Genomic DNA, 18,434 nt, shown 5'->3' with positions numbered 1-18,434 from the left:
CGCCCGCCGCGCACTGCCTCCCATCCGGACTTTCACCGTCGGTCCAGGAATTCCACCTGGTCAACCGCCCACTGGATGCGGACGGGTCGCGGACTGTTACCGCCGGTTCGGAATTACACCGACCCCGGAGTGCGCTGCTTGACTACTCCCGCCAGTGTGCCACGCCGGTCAAGGGCCGTCGTCCGCCTGTGGTCCGACTCACAGGCTCACCGACCGGCGCGCGAGCGGGCCCCGGCGGTGCCAGGCTGGCGTCCATGACGACGATTCTGGTCACGGGCGGGACGGGAAAACTGGGGCGGCCGCTGGTGGCGCGGCTGCGCGAGGGCGGGCAGGACGTACGGGTGCTGAGCCGCCGCGATCCGCACCACCCGGTCGATCTGCGCAAGGGGCAGGGGCTGGACGCGGCACTGGCCGGAGTGGGGACCGTGGTGCACTGCGCCTCCTCGCCGACGGGCGGCGACGCGGAGGCGGCCGGGAATCTGCTGGCCGCCGCGGGCCGGGCCGGGGTGGAGCACCTGGTGTACATCTCGATCGTCGGGGTGGACCAGATCCCGTACCCGTACTACCGGGTGAAGCACCAGGTCGAGCGGATGGTCGAGGAGTCGGGGATCGGGTGGACGGTGCTGCGGGCCACCCAGTTCCACGATCTGGTGCGGTCGGTGCTGCGGGCGCTGGGGCGGCCGCCGGTGATGGTGCTGCCCAAGGGGCTGAAGGATCAGCCGGTGGCCGTCGAGGAGGTGGCGGGGCGGCTCGCCGAGCTGGCGCTCGGGGGGCCTGCGGGGCGGGTGGCCGACCTGGGCGGGCCCGAGGTGCGGGATCTGGAGTCGCTGGCGGATGCCTGGGAGGCGGCCTCCGGGCGGGGGCGGAAGAGGGTCGGGGTGCCGCTGGCTGGGCGGGCCTACCGGGCGTTCCGGGAGGGGAGGCATCTGGCTCCTGACGGGGACAAGGGGTCCGTCACCTTCGAGGAGTTCCTGGCGGAGCGGGGGGCCTGAGAGCTGGGCTCTCCGGCCCGGGTGGGGGCGGCTGCGCCGGGCCGGGTGTCCGTGGGTCGGCGGTGGCCGTCGCTGATGGCCTCAAGCGCCGGCCGGGCTGGTTTTGGTTTTCTGGGCTTCAGGTCGCGAAGACCGCCTCCCTCGCGTCCTCCTGGGCGGTGAGGAGGGCGCCGGTGAGGACGGCTGTGCCGCCGAGGCGGGTGGGGCGGACGTCGGTGCGGAGGGGGGAGAGGGCGGCGAGGCGCTTGCCGACGCGGGCGGCGAGGGCTTCGCCGCCCGCTTCGCCGGCCTCGCCGGCGAGGACGACGCAGCCGGGGTCCAGGACGGCGGCGACGGCGGCGGCGCCCAGGGCGATGCGGTCGGCCAGCTCGTCCAGGAAGAGTTCTCCGGCGGTGCCCGCCTCGAAGGCGGCGCGGACGGCGGTGGCGGAGGCGGGCTCCTCTCGGCCGTCGGCGGCGTCGCGGGGGCGGGTGACGGGCACGCCGTGGCGGCGGGCCAGCTCGTGCACGGCCGCCGCCCCGGCCAGCGAGTGGAAGCCGCCGCCGCAGTCGGTGGCCGAGGGCAGAGTGGAGGTCAGCGGGACGGGCAGGAAGCCGATCTCGCCCGCCCCTCCCCCGGCGCCGCGCCGGAGCGTCCCGTCGAGGACGAGGGCGGCGCCGACGCCGTGGCCGAGCCAGAGCAGGACGAAGGTGTCGTGGTCCTGGGCCGCGCCGTGGCGGCGTTCGGCGACGGCGGCGAGGTTGGTCTCGTTCTCGACCAGGACGCGGGCCGAGCGGTGACCCTGGAGGGCGCGGACCAGGCGCCGGTGCCAGCCGGGCAGTCCGGTGGAGTCGCGCAGTTCGCCGGTGGCGGGGTCGACCAGGCCGGGTGCCCCGACACAGACGCTGTGCAGCGCGTCCACGCCCGCCTCGGCCAGGGCGGCGTCGAGGAGGCTGACGGCGCGTTCCACGGCGGGCACGGTCCCGAGGCCGCCGTCGATCGGCAGCCGCGCCTCGGCGAGCGGGGTGCCGAGGAGGTCGGTGACGACGAGGGCGAGGCCGCTGGTCCGTACGTCGAGGGCGGCGAGGTGGGCCCGCTCGGCGACCAGACCGTAGAGGCGGGCGTTGGGCCCGCGGCGGTCGGCGCCGCTCTCCCCCACGACCCGGACGAGCCCAGCACCGGTGAGCCGGTCGACCAGGTCCGCGACGGTGGGCCGGGAGAGGCCGGTCAGCTCCTTGAGGCGGGCCGCGGTGAGCGGTCCCTCGCGCAGGAGGTGGTCGAGGGCGAGCCGGTCGTTGATGACCCGGGCGGTACGCGGTGAGGCGGGCATGCCGCGATCCTTCCAGAAACCACTTATCTATCAGGCAGGGTTCCTGATAGTTTACCGCCCGGCACGGCGCCCGGACCGTCCGGGCGGGTCCGTGCCGACTCCCAGGAGGGGAAACCGATGACAGCGGACGCGGAACTTCCGGTGAAGGACGGCGGCGGGGTGCGGCGCGCCCGGTACGCCGTCGCCGCCGTCTTCTGCGCGCACGGCGCGGTGACGGGGAGCTTCGCGACCCGGGTGCCGTGGATTCAGGAACACGCCCAGATCAGCGCGGGGCAGCTCGGCCTGGCGCTCGCCTTCCCCGCCGTCGGTGCGGCGCTGGCGATGCCGCTGGCCGGGTCGGTCAGCCACCGGTTCGGCTCGCGGGCGGCGCTGCGCGGCCTGGTCGCGCTGTGGACGCTCGCCCTGGCGCTGCCCTCCCTCGCACCGAACCTGCTGACGCTCTGCCTGGCACTCTTCGTCTTCGGGGCGAGCGCCGGGATGTCCGACGTGACGATGAACGCGCTGGGCGTGGAGGTCGAGAACCGGATCGGCCGGTCGGTGATGTCGAGCCTGCACGGCATGTGGAGCGTGGGGGCGCTGCTGGGCTCGGCGGCCGGGACCGTCGCCGCCCATCTGCACGTCGACGCCCGGCTGCACCACGCGGGCGCCGCCCTGGTCCTGACCGCGATCGCGGTCACGGTCTGCCAGGGCGTCCCGGACGTACACAGCGAGCCGGACGAGACTCCCCCGCCCCGCTTCGCACTGCCGCCCCGGTCCGCGCTGCTGATCGGCGCCGTCGGCTTCTGCGCGGTCTTCGCGGAGGGCGCGGCGATGGACTGGTCCGGGGTCTACCTGCGGGACGTGCTCGGCGGCTCGCCCGGCGTCGCGGCGGCCTCCACCACGGCGTTCGCCCTGACCATGGCGGTGGCCCGGCTCAGCGGCGACCGCATCGTGGACCGGTTCGGCGCGGTGGGGACGGTACGGGTGGGTGGCACCCTGGCCACCGGGGGCGGGCTCCTGGTGGTGACCGCGAACGGCACGGTGACCGCGCTGGCCGGGTTCGGGCTGATCGGCCTGGGCGTGGCCGTGGTGGTGCCGCTGGCCTTCGCGGCGGCGGCCCGCAGCGGCCCCCGTCCGGCGCAGGCCATCGCCGGCGTCGCCACCATCACGTACACCTCGGGGCTGATCGCTCCCTCCGCGATCGGCGGGGTGGCGGACCTCTCCTCGCTGGTGGCGTCGTTCGGGCTGGTGACGGTGCTCGCCTTCGGCCTGGTGGTCGGCGCGGGGGTCCTGCGGACCAGGCCGAAGGCGGCTGCGGGCGGGAGCGCGGCTACGCCGGCAGCAGCGGACGCGCCGCGTCCCTGAACGGCTCGGTCCACGGCGCGGGGCGCATCGTGTCCGGGTCCAGGCGCACCAGGACGCGGTGGCCGCGCGCGTGGGTGACGGTGCCGTCGGCGGAGCAGAGCCGGAAGCCGTAGGTGAGGCCGGTGCGGCCCAGGCGCTCCAGCCAGAGGTGGACGGCGTAGCTCCCGGTCCGGGTGACCGGGAGTTCGTAGGTGATGTGGAACTCCTTCACCGCGTTGCAGGCGTCGCCCGCGGCGCGCCAGTCGCCGGCGTAGGTGTGGCCGAGCCCGGCCCAGTGGGCGCCCCAGGCGCGCTCGACGAGGAGCGGGTAGCGGGCGTTGTGGAGCAGGCCGAGGGCGTCCAGGTCGTCGAAGTGGACCTCGACGGGGACGAGGATGCCGTCCGCCTCGGGGGCGGTCGGCGCGTCGGCGAGCGGGGCGGCGGTCACGGGCGGTCTCCTGGAGGTCGGGGCGGGGTGGAGGAACGTCCCGGCACACGGAGGGAGCCGCCTCGACGGATGACCGAAAAGAGACTCACTCGCGGGGGCGACGGACGCCGGGCGGCGACCACGGCCGGGTTCTCCGCCCGCCACCCTAAGCAACCGCTCAGCACGTCAGGGCACCCACCCCCGCCTCGTGACACGGCGCCCCCGCCCGTCCTGGCGCAAGGAGAGGCCGCAACGGCATTACCATGTGGCTGATATTTTCTCCGGCACCCACGCCGGTGGGCCGCGGCGCTGCGACACGTCCCCCTGTGTTTCAGTCAGGTTTCGGCCATCTCAGCGGACTTCTCGCGATCAACAAGGAGCGACCATGGGCCTCGGCGTGCGCTGGACCTTGCACGGCGACGGACGGACACCCGCACCGGGGGCCGTGGTACGCCCCGACGAGCGGCTGAGCTGGCCCCGGACGGCGGGCCTCGGCGCCCAGCACGTCGTGGCCATGTTCGGCGCCTCGTTCGTGGCACCCGTCCTGATGGGGCTCGACCCCAACCTCGCGATCATGATGTCGGGTGTCGCCACCATGATCTTCCTGCTGGCGACCCGCGGGAAGGTGCCCAGCTATCTGGGCTGCTCCCTGTCGTTCGTCGGGGTGGCGGCGGCGATCCGGGCGAGCGGCGGCGACAGCGCCACCGTCACCGGCGCCGTGCTGGTCGTGGCGGCCGTCCTCTTCCTAGCCGGCCTCGTGGTGCGCAAGTTCGGCGCGCGCGTCATCCACGCGGCGATGCCGCCGGTGGTCACCGGCGCCGTCGTCATGCTGATCGGCTTCAACCTCGCCCCGGTCACGGCCACCACCTACTGGCCGCAGGACCAGTGGACGGCGCTGCTGGTGATGCTCTTCACCGGCCTGGCCGTGGTCTGCCTGCGCGGCTTCCTCTCCCGCATCGCGATCTTCCTCGGCCTGGTCTTCGGCTACCTGCTCTCCTGGGTCCTCGACCTCGTCTTCGGCAAGATCCACAGCCCGGCCGGCGGCGCCGAGGCGGTCGACCACTGGCGCCTGGACCTGTCCGCCGTCGGGGAGGCCGACTGGATCGGGCTGCCCTCCTTCCACGCCCCGAGCTTCGAGTGGTCGGCGATCCTGGTGGCACTGCCCGTGGTCATCGCCCTCATCGCGGAGAACGCCGGGCACGTCAAGGCGGTCGGCGAGATGACCGGCGACGACCTGGACGACAAGCTGGGCACCGCCATCGCGGCCGACGGCGCCGCCTCGGTGCTCTCCACCGCGGTCGGCGGCCCGCCCAACACCACGTACTCCGAGAACATCGGCGTCATGGCGGCCACCCGCGTCTACTCCACCGCCGCCTACTGGGCCGCCGCCTGCTTCGCCCTCCTCTTCGGCCTCTGCCCGAAGTTCGGCGCGGTGGTCGCCGCCATCCCCGGCGGCGTCCTCGGCGGCATCACCGTCATCCTGTACGGCATGATCGGCCTGCTCGGGGCCCAGATCTGGACCAACGCCAAGGTCGACCTGCGCAACCCGCTCAACCTGGTCCCGGCCGCCGCGGGCATCATCATCGGCGTCGGCGGCGTCAGCCTGAAGATCACCGACAACTTCGAGCTGGGCGGCATCGCGCTCGGCACCCTGGTCGTCATCACCGGCTACCACGTGCTGCGCGCCTTCGCCCCGGCCCACCTCAAGTCCGACGCGCCGCTCCTGGACGCGGGCACCTCGGCCTACGACGAGAAGGACCCGCTCTCCGGCGAGGACGGGAAGACGGACGGGAAGTAACCCCGCCCGCACGCGTCCGGAGCCCGGCACCTCCCCCGTGGGTGCCGGGCTCCGGCGCGTTCAGCGCGCGGGCAGCGGCTCGGGGCGTTCCCCGTCGTCCCCGGCCGGGGCCTTCGGCCGGGCGCCCGCGCCCCAGCGGGTGAGGACCACCCCGGACAGCACCACGGCCATCCCCACCACCACCCGCCAGCCGACCCGCTCACCGAGGACGACGGCGCCCAGCAGGACGGACACCACCGGCAGCAGGTAGCCGACGGCCGCCGCCTGGGTCGGGCCCTCCGCGAGGATCGTCCGGTAGGTGAGGTGGAAGGTGACTCCGGTGGCGAAGATCCCGAGGACCAGCAGGGCCAGGACGGGGACCGCGCCCGGTGCCCGGGGCGGCGGCCCGCCCCAGGGCAGCAGCAGGGCGGCGAGCACCGTGGCCGCCGTGAGCTGCGCCGCCGACAGGCCGATGGCCGGCACCCCCCGCCCGGCGGGCATCCGGCCCATCCAGGCGAAGGCGAGGGCGTAGCTGACGGCGGCCCCGAGCAGGGCGAGGGCACCCCAGCCGGCGAGGGCGCCCGGCTGCCACGGGGCGAAGATCAGGACCGTACCGGCGAACCCGGTGGCGAGCCCGGCCAGGCGGCGGGCACCCAGGGCTCCGCGCTCCCCCGCCACGAGGCCGATCAGCAGGGACCAGAGCGGGGTGGTGGCGTTGAGGACGCCCGCGACGCCGGAGTCCACGGACTGCTGGCCGAGGCTGAACAGGGCGAACGGCAGGGTGTTGCAGAGGAAGGCGGCGACCAGCAGGCGCCCGGCCGCCGTACGGCCGCGCGGCAGGCGCACCCCCGCGCGCCGGGCCAGCACCAGCAGCACGGAGGCGCCGAGGGCGCACCGGACGAAGGTGATCTGGACCGGGCTGAACCCCTCCAGCGCGAGATCGATCCAGAGGAAGGTCGACCCCCAGAGCAGCGCCAGCACCGCCACCCGGCCCCCTGCCCGCACCCCGCCACCACTGCCGTCCCGCATCGCGCCCACCCCTCTCCCCCGGACGCGGACCGCTCCGCGCCCGGCCGTCTCCTCCGGTCGCTCCTCACGGTTCCGCACCCGATCCGACAGGACAAGCGAAAGGTTCTGCACACACCGTTAAGCTCTGCTACATGCTGGATGTACGGAGGATGCAGGTGCTGCGCGTCGTGGTGGAGACCGGCTCGGTGACGGCGGCGGCCCGGCGGCTGGGCTACACCCCGTCGGCGGTGAGCCAGCAGGTGGCGGCCCTGGAGGCGCAGGCGGGGACGCCTCTGCTGGAACGGGTGGGCCGGGGTGTGCGGCCGACCGAGGCCGGCACGCTGCTGGCCGGGCACGCCGAGCTGATCGGCGGTCAGGTCGCCCTCGCCGAGGCGGCCCTCGCCGACCTGCGGGCGGGGCGGACCGGACGGCTCACCGTGCGGTACTTCGCCACCGCGGGGCCGGGGCTGCTCGCCCCCGCCCTGGCCCGGTTCCGGGACCAGCACCCGGGTGTCGGCGTGGAGTTGCGGCTCGGCGAGCCCGACGACCCGCTCGCGGAGGTCGCGGAGGGCCGGGCCGACCTCGGTCTCGCGGTGCGGCCCGACGCGCCCCCGCCACCCGGCGTCGACCTGGTCCGCCTCCTCGACGACCCGTACCGGGTGGCGCTCCCCCCGGGCCATCCGCTCGCCGGGCGGGAGGTGGTCGACCTGGCCGACCTCGCGGAGGAACCGTGGATCGGCAGCGAGCCGCCCGGGCCGTGCCTCCACGCGGTCCTGCAAGGGTGCGCGGCCGCCGGGTTCACCCCCGAGGTCGCGGTGGAGTGCCAGGACTACACGACGGCCCAGGGCTTCGTCGCCGCCGGCCTCGGCGTCGCCCTCCTGCCGCGACTGGGCCTGGCCGTACCGCACCCCGGGGTGACGGTCCGCCCGGTACGCGGCCCCGAACCGGCCCGCACCATCCGCGCCGCACTCCGCTCCGGCGCCCCGCGCACCCCGGCCCTGACCGGACTGCTCTCCGCGCTGCGCGAGGCGGCCGGACCACTGGGCAGCCCCTTTTCCGCACACCCGTACGGGAGTTGAGGCGCGAGGCGGCTCACCTGCCGCCCGGTCCCTCGTTCCGGGGACTCGGCCGGGCGCGCCGCCCGCGGCTCGGACCCGGGCTGGCACGCTGCCGTCATGAAACGGACGAGCGGGACGGCGAGTGGCGTAAGCACCCTGGACGCGACGGTGGCGCGGATGCGCGAGGTCGGTGCCGGCTGCCCGCCCCCGGACGGCGTCGGGGTCTTCACCTCGGTCTATCTGACGGTCACCGAGGAGCTGGCCCGGCGGATCGGCGCCGGCGAGTTCCCCGACGTACGGGCCGCGTCCACCCTCACCACGCTCTTCGCCGGACGCTATCTGGACGCGGTGGCGGCGGACGCGGCGGGTGAGCGGGTGCCCGCGTGCTGGCGGCCGCTCTTCGCCCAGCGGCGTCACCCCGGGGTGCGTCCGCTCCAGTTCGCGCTGGCCGGCATCCAGGCGCACGTGGGGCACGACCTGCCGCTGGCGGTGGTGGACTCCTGCCGAGCGCTGGGGTGTCGTCCGGCGGCGCTGGAGGACGAGTTCGACACCGTCGGCGAGGTGCTGCGCTCGCTGGAGGAGCGGGTCAGGGAGGCGCTGATGCCCGGCCCCGACCTGCTGGAACTGGCCGATCCGCTGACCCACCTGGCCGGGGCGTGGAGCCTGGACAGGGCCCGGGAGGGCGCGTGGGCGGCGGCCCGGACCCTGTGGGTGGTGCGCGGGGTGGAGGAGCTGGGCGAGGAGTTCGTCCGGCGCCTGGACACCTCGGTGGGGCTGGTGGCGCGCATGCTGCTGACGCCGCTGCACGGCTGAGCCCCCGGCGGGGGTCAGTCCTCCGGGAGTTCCACCGGCGCGAGTTCGTCGAACCGGTCGCCGGGGCCCGGGTTGGTCGGGTCGGTGGTGCCGCCGAAGTGGTGCATGACGCCCCAGACGGCGTTGAGGGCGGTCTGCACGGCGCCCTCCGCCCAGCCGGCCGTCCAGGAGATGTCGTCCCCGGCGAGGAAGATGCCGCGCCGGTCGGCGGGCAGCCGGTCCTGCATGAAGTGGGTGAACAGCCGCCGCTGGTAGCGGTAGTGGCCGGGCAGGTTGGCCTTGAACGCGCCCATGAACCAGGGCTCGTTCTCCCAGGAGACGGTGACGGGGCTGCCGATGATGTGGCGGCGGATGTCGACGTCCGGGTAGATCTCGCCGAGCGAGGCGAGCATGACCTCCATGCGCTCCGCCGGGGAGAGCGGCAGCCACTTCAGGCTGTCGTCGCACCAGGTGTAGGAGAGGCAGATGACGGCCGGCCTGCCCGGGCCGTCGTCCAGCAGATAGGTGCCCCGCGTCATCCGGTCGGTCAGCGTCATCGACATCCGGTCGCGGCCGGTCACCGGGTCCTTGTCGAGCCAGAACGGCCGGTCGACGGGGACGAAGAGCTTGCTCGACTCCATGTAGTGGGTGCGCTCCATGGCCGTCCAGTGGTCCATGGGGAAGAGCGTCTCGTCGCAGGCGATCTTGGAGAGCAGCAGCCAGGACTGGCCGGTGAAGACGGCCGCCGGGTAGGTGCGGATGGCTCCGGAGGCGTCGGTGACGGTGATGCCGCCGCCCGCCGTCCGGTGCAGCCGGGTCACCGCGCCGCGCGGGGCGCCGCCCTCGTGGAGCGAGGCGAGCGAGGTGCCCTGGGCCCAGTGGACCAGCTTGCCCGGGGCGCGCTCCCAGAGCCGCAGCGGAAGCTGCTGGCTGCCGCCGACGATGCCGCGGTGGTGGTCGTCGGCCTCGGTGTAGACGACCCGCAGGATCTCCAGGATGGAGTTGGGGAAGTCGGTGTCCCAGCCGCCGGTGCCGAAGCCGACCTGGCCGAAGATCTCCCGGTGCTTGAAGGAGCGGAACGCCTCGGAGCCGGCGAGGAAGCCGTAGAAGGTCTGGTCGTCGAGGCGTTCCACCAGCCGGGCCCAGATTTCGCGGATGCGCGGGATGTCGCGGGTGCGCAGCGCCTCGTTCATGTCGCCGAACTCGGCGCCCTCGTCCAGGCACCGCTGCCAGGCGTCGGCCACGTCGCGGTAGACCTGCGGCAGGTCGTCCAGGGTGCGGGCGTAGTGGCTCTCGCCCTTGAGGTCGACCACGGTGGACGGGGTGGCCGGGGAGAGCGGATTGGGGAACGGCCTGGTCTGAAGGCCCACCAGGTCGATGTAGTGCTGGAGCGAGGTCGAGGAGGGCGGGAAGCGCATGGCGCCCATCTCGGCGCGCAGCCCCGGGTCGCACCCGTCGAAGCCGACGGTCCGCAGCCGCCCGCCGATCTGGTCGGCCTCGTAGACGACCGGCTTGAGCCCCATCTTCATCAGCTCGTACGCGGTGACGATCCCGGAGAGGCCGCCGCCGATCACCGCGACCTCGGTGCCGTGGGCGGTGGCGGGGATCTGGCCGAGCCCGGCGGCGTGGCCGAGGTAGTCGTCGTACGGGAAGGGGAAGTCGGGGCCGACCATGGTGATCGGCGGCAGTCCGGCGGCGGGGCGGCCTGCGGGGGGCACCGTGGACGTCATGGGGTGCGGGCTCCTTGCGGGGACGGGCGTCAGGGGTGGCGTGGCGGGTGCGGGCTCAGCCGTACAGCTCGGGGCGGCGGTCGCGCAGGTACGGGCTGTCGGCGCGGGAGGCGGCCAGCAGCGCGGGGTCGGCGTCGGCGAGCAGCAGCGCCTCGTCCCGCCCGCCGCGTACCGGCACGGTGCCGTCGGGTGCGGCGAGGCAGCTGCGCCCGGCGAAGGTGTACGGGCCCTCGGTGCCGGTGCGGTTGGCGTACGCCACGTAGAGCTGGCTCTCCACGGCGCGGGCGGGCACGAGGGTGTCGGGGACGACGGTGAAGGGCTCGGCGAGGGCGGTGGGGACGCAGAGCAGGTCGGTGCCGGCCAGCGCGTGCGCGCGGACGGTCTCGGGGAACTCCACGTCGTAGCAGACCAGCAGGCCCAGGGTGAGGCCGTCGAGGTGGGCCTGGACGACGGGCCGGTCGCCGGGGGTGAACCAGCGGTGCTCGTGGTCGCCGTACAGATGAGTCTTGCGGTAGTGGCCGAGAGGGCTGCCGTCGGGGCCGGTGAGGGCGGCGGAGTTGTGGAGGCGGCCGTCGGCGCCGCGTTCGGCGTAGCCGTGGACGACGGCGATGCCGTGGCGGGCGGCGAGGGCGGAGACGGCGCGGGCCGAGGAGCCGTCGGCGGGCTCGGCGAGGGCGTCGAAACCGGCCTCGGGGGCGTAGCCGGTGAGGTACAGCTCGGGGGTGACCAGCAGCCGGGCCCCGTCGGCGGCGGCGCGCCGGGCGGCTTCGTCGAGACGGTCCAGCGCGTCGGCGGGGGCCGGGGCGCTCTGGAGCAGGGCGGTGCGCAGCGACGACGGCATGGCTGACCTCGGGCGGTGGTGCGGCGGGGAACGGGATCGACCGTACGCGGGCGCGCACGGCGGTCACAAGGTGCGTTCCTTGCGCATCGCACGGCGATTCGTTGCGCGGATTCCGCCCTGTGCGGCGATCTGTTGCGCGCGCCCCACCCCTCCGGCCCGGAGTCGCGTTTTCGCTGGTCAGAAGGTGATCGGGGTCACCCGGCGGTGCTGGTGACGGTGGTGCGGCGCAGCAGCGGGGAGAGGACCAGGACCGACTTGGTGCGCTCGACGTAGGGCTCGCCCGCGATGCGTTCGAGGACGTCTTCGAAGTGGCGCATGTCGGCGGCGAAGATCTGCGCGAGGGCGTCGGCCTCGCCGGTGACGGTGGAGGCGGCGGCCACCTCCGGATAGCGCTCCAGGCCGCGCCGGATGTCCTGCGGGGAGGTGTGCGGGCGGCAGTAGATCTCGATGTACCCCTCGGTCCGCCATCCCAGGGCCGCCGGGTCGACGCGGACGGTGAACCCGGTGATGGCGCCCTCGGCGCGGAGCCGGTCGACGCGGCGTTTGACGGCGGGGGCGGAGAGGCCGACGAGGGCGCCGATGTCGGCGTAGGAGCGGCGGGCGTCGTCGGCGAGGGCGTGGACGATGCGTTCGTCGAGGTCGTTCAGGCGCACATCGTGCAGTAGACCACGGCGGCGCGGTGGCGGTGTACGCCCGCGGGCCGGGCCCCCGGAGTGAGGGCCCGGCCCGCGCGGCCGGCGGTGCGGAGGTCAGCGGAGGTCAGCTCCAGCTGGCGTGCAGCGGCTTGCCCTCGGCGTAACCGGCGGCACTCTGGACGCCGACGACGGCCCGCTCGGCGAACTCGGCGAGGCTGGCGGCCCCGGCGTAGGTGCAGGAGGAGCGGACGCCCGCGATGATCGAGTCGATCAGGTCCTCGACACCGGGACGCTGCGGGTCGAGGAACATCCGCGAGGTGGAGATGCCCTCCTCGAAGAGCGCCTTGCGGGCCCGGTCGTACGCCGACTCCTCGCTGGTGCGGTTGCGCACGGCGCGGGCGGAGGCCATGCCGTACGACTCCTTGTAGAGGCGGCCGTCGGCGGACTGCTGGAGGTCGCCGGGCGACTCGTAGGTCCCGGCGAACCAGGAGCCGATCATGACGTTGGAGGCGCCGGCGGCCACCGCCATCGCCACGTCGCGCGGGTGGCGGACGCCACCGTCGGCCCAGACGTGCTTGCCGAGGGCGCGGGCCTCGGCGGCGCACTCCAGGACGGCGGAGAACTGCGGGCGGCCGACGCCGGTCATCATGCGGGTGGTGCACATGGCGCCCGGGCCGACACCGACCTTGATGATGTCGGCCCCGGCCTCGACGAGGTCGCGGACGCCTTCGGCGGCGACGATGTTGCCGGCCACGATCGGCACCTGCGGGTCGAGGGCGCGGACCGCGCGGACGGCCCGGACCATCGACTCCTGGTGGCCGTGGGCGGTGTCCACGACGAGGGTGTCGACCCCGGCGTCCAGCAGCTGGCGGGCCTTGCCGGCCACGTCGCCGTTGATCCCGACGGCGGCGGCGATCCGCAGCCGGCCCTGGGCGTCGACGTTGGGCTGGTAGAGGGTGGCGCGCAGGGCGCCGGTCCGGGTGAGGATGCCGACCAGGCGGCCGTCGGCGCCGACGGCGGGCGCGTAGCGGCGGTTGGCGCCGTCGAGGGTGTCGAAGGCGTCGCCGGGGGCGATGTCGGCGTCCAGCAGGAGCAGGTCGCGGGACATCACGTCGGCGAGCTGGGTGAAGCGGTCGACGTCGGTGAGGTCCTCGTCGGTGACCACGCCGACGGGCCGGTGGTTCTCGTCCACCACGACACCGGCGTTGTGCGCGCGCTTGGGCAGCAGCGACAGGGCGTCCCCGACGGTCTGGGTGGGGGCCAGCACGATGGGCGTGTCCAGCACCAGGTGGCGCTGCTTCACCCACTGGGTGACCTCGGTGACGACCTCGATCGGGATGTCCTGCGGGATGACGGTGAGGCCGCCGCGCCGGGCGGTGGTCTCGGCCATGCGGCGGCCGGCGATGGCGGTCATGTTGGCCACCACGAGCGGGATGGTGGTTCCCGTCCCGTCGGGCGAGGAGAGGTCGACGGCCTGGCGGGAGCCGACTGCGGAGCGACGCGGCACCATGAAGACGTCGTCATAGGTCAGGTCGTACGCGACCGGGGGTATCGAGGTGTGGCGACCGGTACCGGGCTCAAGAAAACGCATGAGTCTCACATTCCCACGCAAACCGGAGCAGGTCACTCCCACAAAGACACAGCGAAACGCCCCCGCGCTCGTGTCTTTCTCCCAAGCGCCCCGGGGCGTCGTGTGTGCGGGCGGGTGACCCGCCTTACTCAGCCACTTTACCCGCCGCCGCACACCCCGGCCCGTCCGCACGCCCCCGGTGACCTGCGGCCTGCGCGCCAGGACGGCGCACTCCCGGCGCGCGAGGGACGGAAAGTTTAGGCTCCATGGCACTCGGCGCGCGGTTCTCACCCCGGAGGCACGGATGGCGTATCGGATGACGGACGGGCAGCGGCGGGCACGGCTGGGGGTGCGGCACGCGCTCACGCCGTCCGCGCGGGCCGGTGACCCGGCCGGGGCGGCGCGCGCGGTGGTGGCGCTGCACTCCACCGACCCGTCCTCGGTCCACGTCGCCGCCTGGGCCCGCACCCGGGACGAGCAGGCGGACGCGGCATCGGTGGAGCGCGCCCTGTACGAGGACCGGGCGCTGGTCAGGCTGCTGGCGATGCGCAGAACCGTCTTCGTGGCGCCGGTGGAGACGGCGGCCGTCCTCCAGGCCGCCTGCTCCCGCGAGGTGGCGGCCCGTGAACGCCGCAAGCTGGAGGGTTTCGTCGCCGCCTCGGAGCTGGCCCCCGACGGGGCCGCCGCCGGGTGGCTGGCCGGCGCGGAGGAGACGGCGCTCGCCTCCCTGGCGGCCCGGGGCGAGGCCACCGCCGCCCAGCTGGCCGCCGACGACCCCCGGCTCGCCGCGCAGGTGCGGATCGGCGGCGCCTCGCCGCACGCGCGCGGCCAGAGCGTCGCGGCCCGCCTGCTGCTCCTGCTCGCGGCCGAGGGCAAGGCGGTACGCGGCCGGCCGCGCGGCTCGTGGACCTCGCACCAGTACCGCTGGTCCCCGCTCTCCGCCTGGTTGCCCGACGGACTCGCCCCCTGGGAGACCGAGGCGGCCCGCGCGGAGCTGGCCCGGCTCTGGCTGCGGGCGTACGGGCCCGGCACGGCGGAGGATCTGCGCTGGTGGACGGGGTGGACCAAGACGCAGACCACGCGGGCGCTGAAGGAGGTGGCCCCGGCCGAGGTGGAGCTGGACGACGGCACGACCGGGCTGGTCCTCGCCGACGACCTCGACCCGGTCCCCGATCCCGAGCCCTGGGCGGCGCTGCTGCCCGCGCTCGACCCGACCCCCATGGGATGGCACTCCCGCGCCTGGTACCTGGGCCCCCACCGGGACCGCCTCTACGACCGGGCGGGCAACATCGGCCCTTCCGTGTGGTGGTGCGGCCGGATCGTCGGCGGCTGGGCGCAGGACCGGGACGGCGCGCTGGTCTGCCGCTACCTGGAGGACGTCGGCGCGGACGCCCGGACAGCGGTCGACGCCGAGGCGGAACGGCTCGCCCCACGGCTCGGCGCGGTCCGGCTCACGGCACGGACCCGGGGCTGGACCTGGCTGGAGGAGGAACTGGCGGCGGACTCCGGCTGACGGCGAGGCCCGCTCAGCCGTCGCCCTCCAGCACCAGCAACGCGGTGACCCCCACGCCGCTCTCCCGCGCGTCGGCCGCACTGTCACCGAGAACGGCGCGGGCCGTCTCCCACTCCCCCGGACTCGCGGCGGCCAGCTCCCCCCACCCGCGCACGACCAGCACGCCCCCGTCGGCGAGCGGCAGGCTGTCGGGGTCGCCGAGCAGGTCGGCCAGGGCGTCCCAGTTCCGCCCGAACCAGCCGGGCAGGCCCAGCTGTCCGGCGCAGGCGTCCAGGAAGCCCGCCTTGTCCGTCACCCCGGCCAGGTCGAGAACGGCACAGGGCTGCCCGGCCTCCCGGGCGGCCGCCGCGGCGCGGGCCACCGGGTCGGCGGGGCGTGCGGTCGGGCCGGTGCGGCTGTCGTCGTCGCTCACGTGCGTACGGTCCCCTCTCGGCCGCTCCCCTTCCGCGCCGCGCTCATCGCAGCACCGCGCGGAAGGAGGCGTAGTGGTCCTCGGTCCAGTAGATCTCGTCCTCGCGCCCGGTCACCAGGCGGCGGGCGCCCCGGTCACGCGAACCGGGAGTCTTCACGGTGTACTCGCGGTAGTGCCCGCGCTTCCGCTCCGGCAGCAGCTTCTCGTAGTTGCCGAAGACGGAGCCGTCCTTGGCGTACGGGAAGGGGCCGCCCTGGTCGATGAGCCGCAGGGTGTCGCGGGCCTCGGCGGGCAGCCGCTCCTGGCGGACCGTGTCCATGCCCTCGGCCCAGGCGGGCACCGGCCCGCCGGAGGACGTGCCGCCCCGCTCGGCCGAACAGCCCGTCAGGAGGGCCAGCAGCGCGCAGAGCAGCGCCGTCAGGGAAACGCGGAGGAGAGCCCGGGGGTGGCGGGAACGTACAGACATGGCGGTGATGCTGTCACACCGGGGCAACACCGCCCGGCAGCCCGACGGAGCGGGCCAGCGCGCGCAGACTGTGGGTGAAGAACCGCTCCCGGTCCTCCACCACGCGATGGAAGTGCCCGAAGAGTTCGAAGGAGATCAGTCCGAAGAGCTGGGCCCAGGCGGCGACGAGGGCGGCGACCACGGCGGGCGGCAGGTCACCGGTCAGCTCGGCCAGGTCGCCCGCCAGCCGCTCCGCCTCCGGCCCCGCCTCGTCACCGAGCGGCGGCGGCGTCACGGCACCCGCCCGGTGCGCCTCGCGGACGATCCCGATCAGCACGGAGGCGACCCGGGCGGCCGGGGGCACGGTGTCGCCGGGGGCGGTGTAGCCGGGCACCGGGGAACCGTAGATCAGGGCGTACTCGTGCGGGTGGGCCAGCGCCCAGGCCCGGACGGCGGCGGCGACCTCGACCCAGCGGCCGGTCCACTCCGTCCCCTCCCCCGCCCTGGCGGCGGCCTGCTCGGCGGCCTCACCCACCGCGTCGTAGGCGTCGACGATGAGCGCCGTCAGCAACTCGTCGCGGCTCGGGAAGTAGCGGTACAGGGCGGAGGAGACCATGCCCAGCTCACGGGCGACCGCCCGCAGCGAGAGCCGGGCGGCCCCCTCGGTGGCGAGCTGGCGCCGGGCCTCGTCCTTGATGGCGGCGGTCACTTCGGCGCGGGCGCGCTCCCTGACCCCTCGAACAGTGCTCATGCCGGGAGTCTGCCAGACGACGAGTGCACCGCTCAACAAAGAGAGCACTGCTCTTGCTTCGGTGCACCCCTTGCGTGCACACTGCTCTCAAGCGAGAGCACCGCTCTCCAAACCAAGGGGGTTCCCATGTCGTCCGCCACTCCGTACTACCGCCGGGCCACGCCCTTCGCCGTCCGCCTCAACTCCCTCGTCGGGCGGCTCGCCCGCCTCGGCATCAGCCTCCTCGGCTCCGCCGAACTGACGGTGGTCGGCCGCCGCAGCGGCACCCCGCAGCGCATCCCGGTCAACCCGCACACCCACGAGGGCGCGGAGTACCTGGTCTCGGCCCGCGGCCACTCCCAGTGGGTACGGAACATGCGCGCGGCGGGCGGCGGCGAACTACGACTGGGCCGCCGCACCCGCACCTTCCACGCCGAGGAGCTCCCCGACACCCCCCTCAAGGCCGAGATCCTCCGCACCTACCTCGCCCGCTGGGGCTGGGAGGTGAACGACTACTTCCAGGGCGTCACCGCCCAGTCGCCCGACGCCGACCTCCTGGCCGCCTGCCCGGACCACCCGGTCTTCCGCATCACCACGCAACAGAAGAACTAGCCGGGGCCTGCGCCCAGACCGTCCGGCCTGCGACCAGACCGTCCGGCCAGCTCCCGGCCCGTCCGGCCCACTCCCAGCCTGGCCAGCCAACTCCTAGCCCGGCCGGCGCTTGAGGCCGAAAAGGGACTCAGGCGTCCCCGGGCTCATCCGGATCAGCCCGGTCGAGAGCCGGCCGGGGCGGCGGTGCGGCCGCCAGAAGCTGATCGGCCGCAGCGGTGTCGGTGACCAGACTGGTCACCAGCCCGGACCGCAGGACAGCGTCAATGGCCGGCGCCTTCCGCCCACCCCCGGCGATCGCCACGACCTCGGGAATCCGCCGCAACCGATCCGCCTCGACGGTGATGCACCGCTCCCCCAGATCCCGCCCGACCCGCCGCCCCTCGGCGTCGAAGAGGTGCGCGGACATCTCCGCGGCCACCCCCAGCGAGGCGTAGTGCGCCCGCTCCTCCGCACTGAGCATGTCGTGCACGGTCGAGATCCCCGGCTCCCAGGACCCGATGGAGACGGCCGCGACCGTCACCTTGTCGAAGTGCTCGAAGGCCCGGGCGATCCCGGTCTGGTTCCGCAGCGCCGCGGCGGTCGCCGGGTCGGGCAGCAGCATCGGCGCGTAGATGGGGTGCGCCTCGCCCCCGGCGACCTGGGCCGCCCGCCGGACCGCCTCGACCGATCCGCGCTCGGCGGTGCCCGCGTCGTACACCCCGGTCAGCTGCACCACGGTGCAGGGCGGCAGCTTGTCGAGGGCCGCCGCCATGTGGATGGTGGAGCGGCCCCAGGCGAGGCCGAGCACGTCGCCCTCGGCGACGAGTTCCCCGAGCAGGTCGGCGGCGACCTCGCCGAGGCTCTCGGGATCGGGCGACTCCTCCTCCTCGGCAGGCGACTCCACGACCACGGCGTGCCGCAGCCCGAAGCGGGCGCGCAGGGCGTCGGAGCGTTCCGCGTCGAGTTCCGCCGGGACGCGGATCTCGATGCGGACGAGGTCACGTTCGAGAGCGGTCTCCAGGACCCGGGCCACCTTGAAGCGGCTGACGCCGAACTCCTCGGCGATCTGGATCTTGGACTTGCCCTCCAGATAGAAACGGCGGGCCATGGCCGCCGCCTGCACCAGCTCCGCGGGTCCCATCCGCAGGGCAGGACGACCCGCCGACATGCCGGACACGGCAATCTCCTCACTGCTGTTCACAAGTGGCTCCGCCGTTCATCCTCGCAGATCCGGCGGCGCCCCATCGGCCCTCGGGGCGGTCGTTCATCGTGCGGTGACCC

General features: G+C 74.6%; 18 protein-coding genes and 1 riboswitch. Of the genes, 7 read left to right on the top strand and 11 right to left on the bottom strand.

The window, feature by feature from the left end; all coding sequences use genetic code 11:
• Positions 1 to 6: 6 nt before the first annotated feature.
• A riboswitch (FMN riboswitch) is annotated at positions 7 to 137 on the bottom strand.
• Positions 138 to 254: 117 nt separating this feature from the next.
• Positions 255 to 992: an SDR family oxidoreductase gene (locus OIM89_RS26910; protein ID WP_247861086.1), complete on the top strand. Its 738-nt coding sequence runs from the start codon at positions 255 to 257 to the stop codon at positions 990 to 992.
• 118 nt (positions 993 to 1,110) lie between these two features.
• Here OIM89_RS26910 and OIM89_RS26905 read toward each other — a convergent pair whose 3' ends face one another.
• Complete coding sequence (locus tag OIM89_RS26905) at positions 1,111 to 2,301, bottom strand: ROK family transcriptional regulator (RefSeq protein WP_195731257.1); 1,191 nt, start codon at positions 2,299 to 2,301, stop codon at positions 1,111 to 1,113.
• Positions 2,302 to 2,418: 117 nt separating this feature from the next.
• Here OIM89_RS26905 and OIM89_RS26900 point away from each other — a divergent pair, with 117 nt between their 5' ends.
• On the top strand, positions 2,419 to 3,645 hold the full coding sequence (locus tag OIM89_RS26900) for an MFS transporter (protein WP_264491679.1): 1,227 nt from the start codon (positions 2,419 to 2,421) through the stop codon (positions 3,643 to 3,645).
• On the opposite strand, the gene OIM89_RS26895 is transcribed toward OIM89_RS26900, so the two are convergent.
• The gene (locus tag OIM89_RS26895; protein ID WP_264491678.1) at positions 3,611 to 4,072 is read right to left on the bottom strand and encodes an acyl-CoA thioesterase; all 462 of its coding nucleotides are present in this window, start codon (positions 4,070 to 4,072) and stop codon (positions 3,611 to 3,613) included. The two genes, OIM89_RS26900 and OIM89_RS26895, sit on opposite strands and share 35 nt — an antisense overlap.
• Before the next feature lie 364 nt (positions 4,073 to 4,436).
• Between OIM89_RS26895 and OIM89_RS26890 the strand changes: the two genes are divergently transcribed.
• Positions 4,437 to 5,849 carry a uracil-xanthine permease family protein gene (locus tag OIM89_RS26890; protein WP_195731256.1) on the top strand — a complete coding sequence of 471 codons (1,413 nt, stop codon included), beginning with the start codon at positions 4,437 to 4,439 and terminating at the stop codon, positions 5,847 to 5,849.
• Positions 5,850 to 5,909: 60 nt separating this feature from the next.
• Here the strand turns inward: OIM89_RS26890 and OIM89_RS26885 are convergent, their stop codons facing one another.
• A complete protein-coding gene (locus OIM89_RS26885; protein ID WP_151170077.1) occupies positions 5,910 to 6,857 on the bottom strand; it encodes a DMT family transporter in 948 nt (315 codons plus the stop codon).
• A 149-nt stretch (positions 6,858 to 7,006) separates the two neighbouring features.
• On the opposite strand from OIM89_RS26885, the gene OIM89_RS26880 reads away from it, so the two are divergent.
• Both OIM89_RS26880 and OIM89_RS26875 read left to right on the top strand, forming a co-directional pair.
• Entirely contained in the window at positions 7,007 to 7,915 is a 909-nt protein-coding gene (locus OIM89_RS26880) for a LysR family transcriptional regulator (protein WP_264491812.1), read from the top strand.
• A 96-nt stretch (positions 7,916 to 8,011) separates the two neighbouring features.
• Positions 8,012 to 8,707, top strand: a complete 696-nt coding sequence (locus OIM89_RS26875) for a DUF5995 family protein (RefSeq protein ID WP_151170075.1) — start codon at positions 8,012 to 8,014, stop codon at positions 8,705 to 8,707.
• A 14-nt stretch (positions 8,708 to 8,721) separates the two neighbouring features.
• Here OIM89_RS26875 and OIM89_RS26870 read toward each other — a convergent pair whose 3' ends face one another.
• The 4 genes from OIM89_RS26870 to OIM89_RS26855 form a co-directional block, all read right to left on the bottom strand.
• On the bottom strand, positions 8,722 to 10,416 hold the full coding sequence (locus tag OIM89_RS26870) for a flavin monoamine oxidase family protein (RefSeq protein ID WP_030695410.1): 1,695 nt from the start codon (positions 10,414 to 10,416) through the stop codon (positions 8,722 to 8,724).
• 55 nt (positions 10,417 to 10,471) lie between these two features.
• Complete coding sequence (locus OIM89_RS26865; RefSeq protein WP_264491677.1) at positions 10,472 to 11,257, bottom strand: carbon-nitrogen hydrolase family protein; 786 nt, start codon at positions 11,255 to 11,257, stop codon at positions 10,472 to 10,474.
• Positions 11,258 to 11,451: 194 nt separating this feature from the next.
• Positions 11,452 to 11,910, bottom strand: coding sequence for an Lrp/AsnC family transcriptional regulator (locus OIM89_RS26860; RefSeq protein WP_008406376.1), 459 nt, complete (start codon positions 11,908 to 11,910; stop codon positions 11,452 to 11,454).
• 106 nt (positions 11,911 to 12,016) lie between these two features.
• Positions 12,017 to 13,483 carry a GuaB1 family IMP dehydrogenase-related protein gene (locus tag OIM89_RS26855; RefSeq protein ID WP_023420387.1) on the bottom strand — a complete coding sequence of 489 codons (1,467 nt, stop codon included), beginning with the start codon at positions 13,481 to 13,483 and terminating at the stop codon, positions 12,017 to 12,019.
• 295 nt (positions 13,484 to 13,778) lie between these two features.
• On the opposite strand from OIM89_RS26855, the gene OIM89_RS26850 reads away from it, so the two are divergent.
• Positions 13,779 to 14,975, top strand: coding sequence for a winged helix DNA-binding domain-containing protein (locus OIM89_RS26850; protein WP_264491676.1), 1,197 nt, complete (start codon positions 13,779 to 13,781; stop codon positions 14,973 to 14,975).
• Between the two features lie 13 nt (positions 14,976 to 14,988).
• Here OIM89_RS26850 and OIM89_RS26845 read toward each other — a convergent pair whose 3' ends face one another.
• From OIM89_RS26845 to OIM89_RS26835, 3 genes are read right to left on the bottom strand one after another with little or no spacing between them, the layout of a single operon-like run.
• On the bottom strand, positions 14,989 to 15,387 hold the full coding sequence (locus tag OIM89_RS26845; RefSeq protein WP_151170073.1) for a barstar family protein: 399 nt from the start codon (positions 15,385 to 15,387) through the stop codon (positions 14,989 to 14,991).
• A 43-nt stretch (positions 15,388 to 15,430) separates the two neighbouring features.
• On the bottom strand, positions 15,431 to 15,853 hold the full coding sequence (locus tag OIM89_RS26840; protein ID WP_030695414.1) for a ribonuclease domain-containing protein: 423 nt from the start codon (positions 15,851 to 15,853) through the stop codon (positions 15,431 to 15,433).
• 13 nt (positions 15,854 to 15,866) lie between these two features.
• Complete coding sequence (locus OIM89_RS26835) at positions 15,867 to 16,583, bottom strand: TetR/AcrR family transcriptional regulator (protein ID WP_030695415.1); 717 nt, start codon at positions 16,581 to 16,583, stop codon at positions 15,867 to 15,869.
• Positions 16,584 to 16,709: 126 nt separating this feature from the next.
• Between OIM89_RS26835 and OIM89_RS26830 the strand changes: the two genes are divergently transcribed.
• Positions 16,710 to 17,174 carry a nitroreductase family deazaflavin-dependent oxidoreductase gene (locus tag OIM89_RS26830; RefSeq protein ID WP_023420382.1) on the top strand — a complete coding sequence of 155 codons (465 nt, stop codon included), beginning with the start codon at positions 16,710 to 16,712 and terminating at the stop codon, positions 17,172 to 17,174.
• 127 nt (positions 17,175 to 17,301) lie between these two features.
• Here the strand turns inward: OIM89_RS26830 and OIM89_RS26825 are convergent, their stop codons facing one another.
• Positions 17,302 to 18,354 (bottom strand): sugar-binding transcriptional regulator, encoded by a 1,053-nt coding sequence (locus OIM89_RS26825; protein WP_030695416.1) that lies wholly within the window; start codon positions 18,352 to 18,354, stop codon positions 17,302 to 17,304.
• Between the last annotated feature and the right edge of the window lie 80 nt (positions 18,355 to 18,434).

It is taken from the genome of Streptomyces sp. BI87 (genome assembly GCF_025957665.1).
Taxonomy (GTDB): domain Bacteria; phylum Actinomycetota; class Actinomycetes; order Streptomycetales; family Streptomycetaceae; genus Streptomyces; species Streptomyces albidoflavus.
Note: the sequence above shows the minus strand (reverse complement) of the source record. Positions and strands in the feature narration are given on the sequence as shown.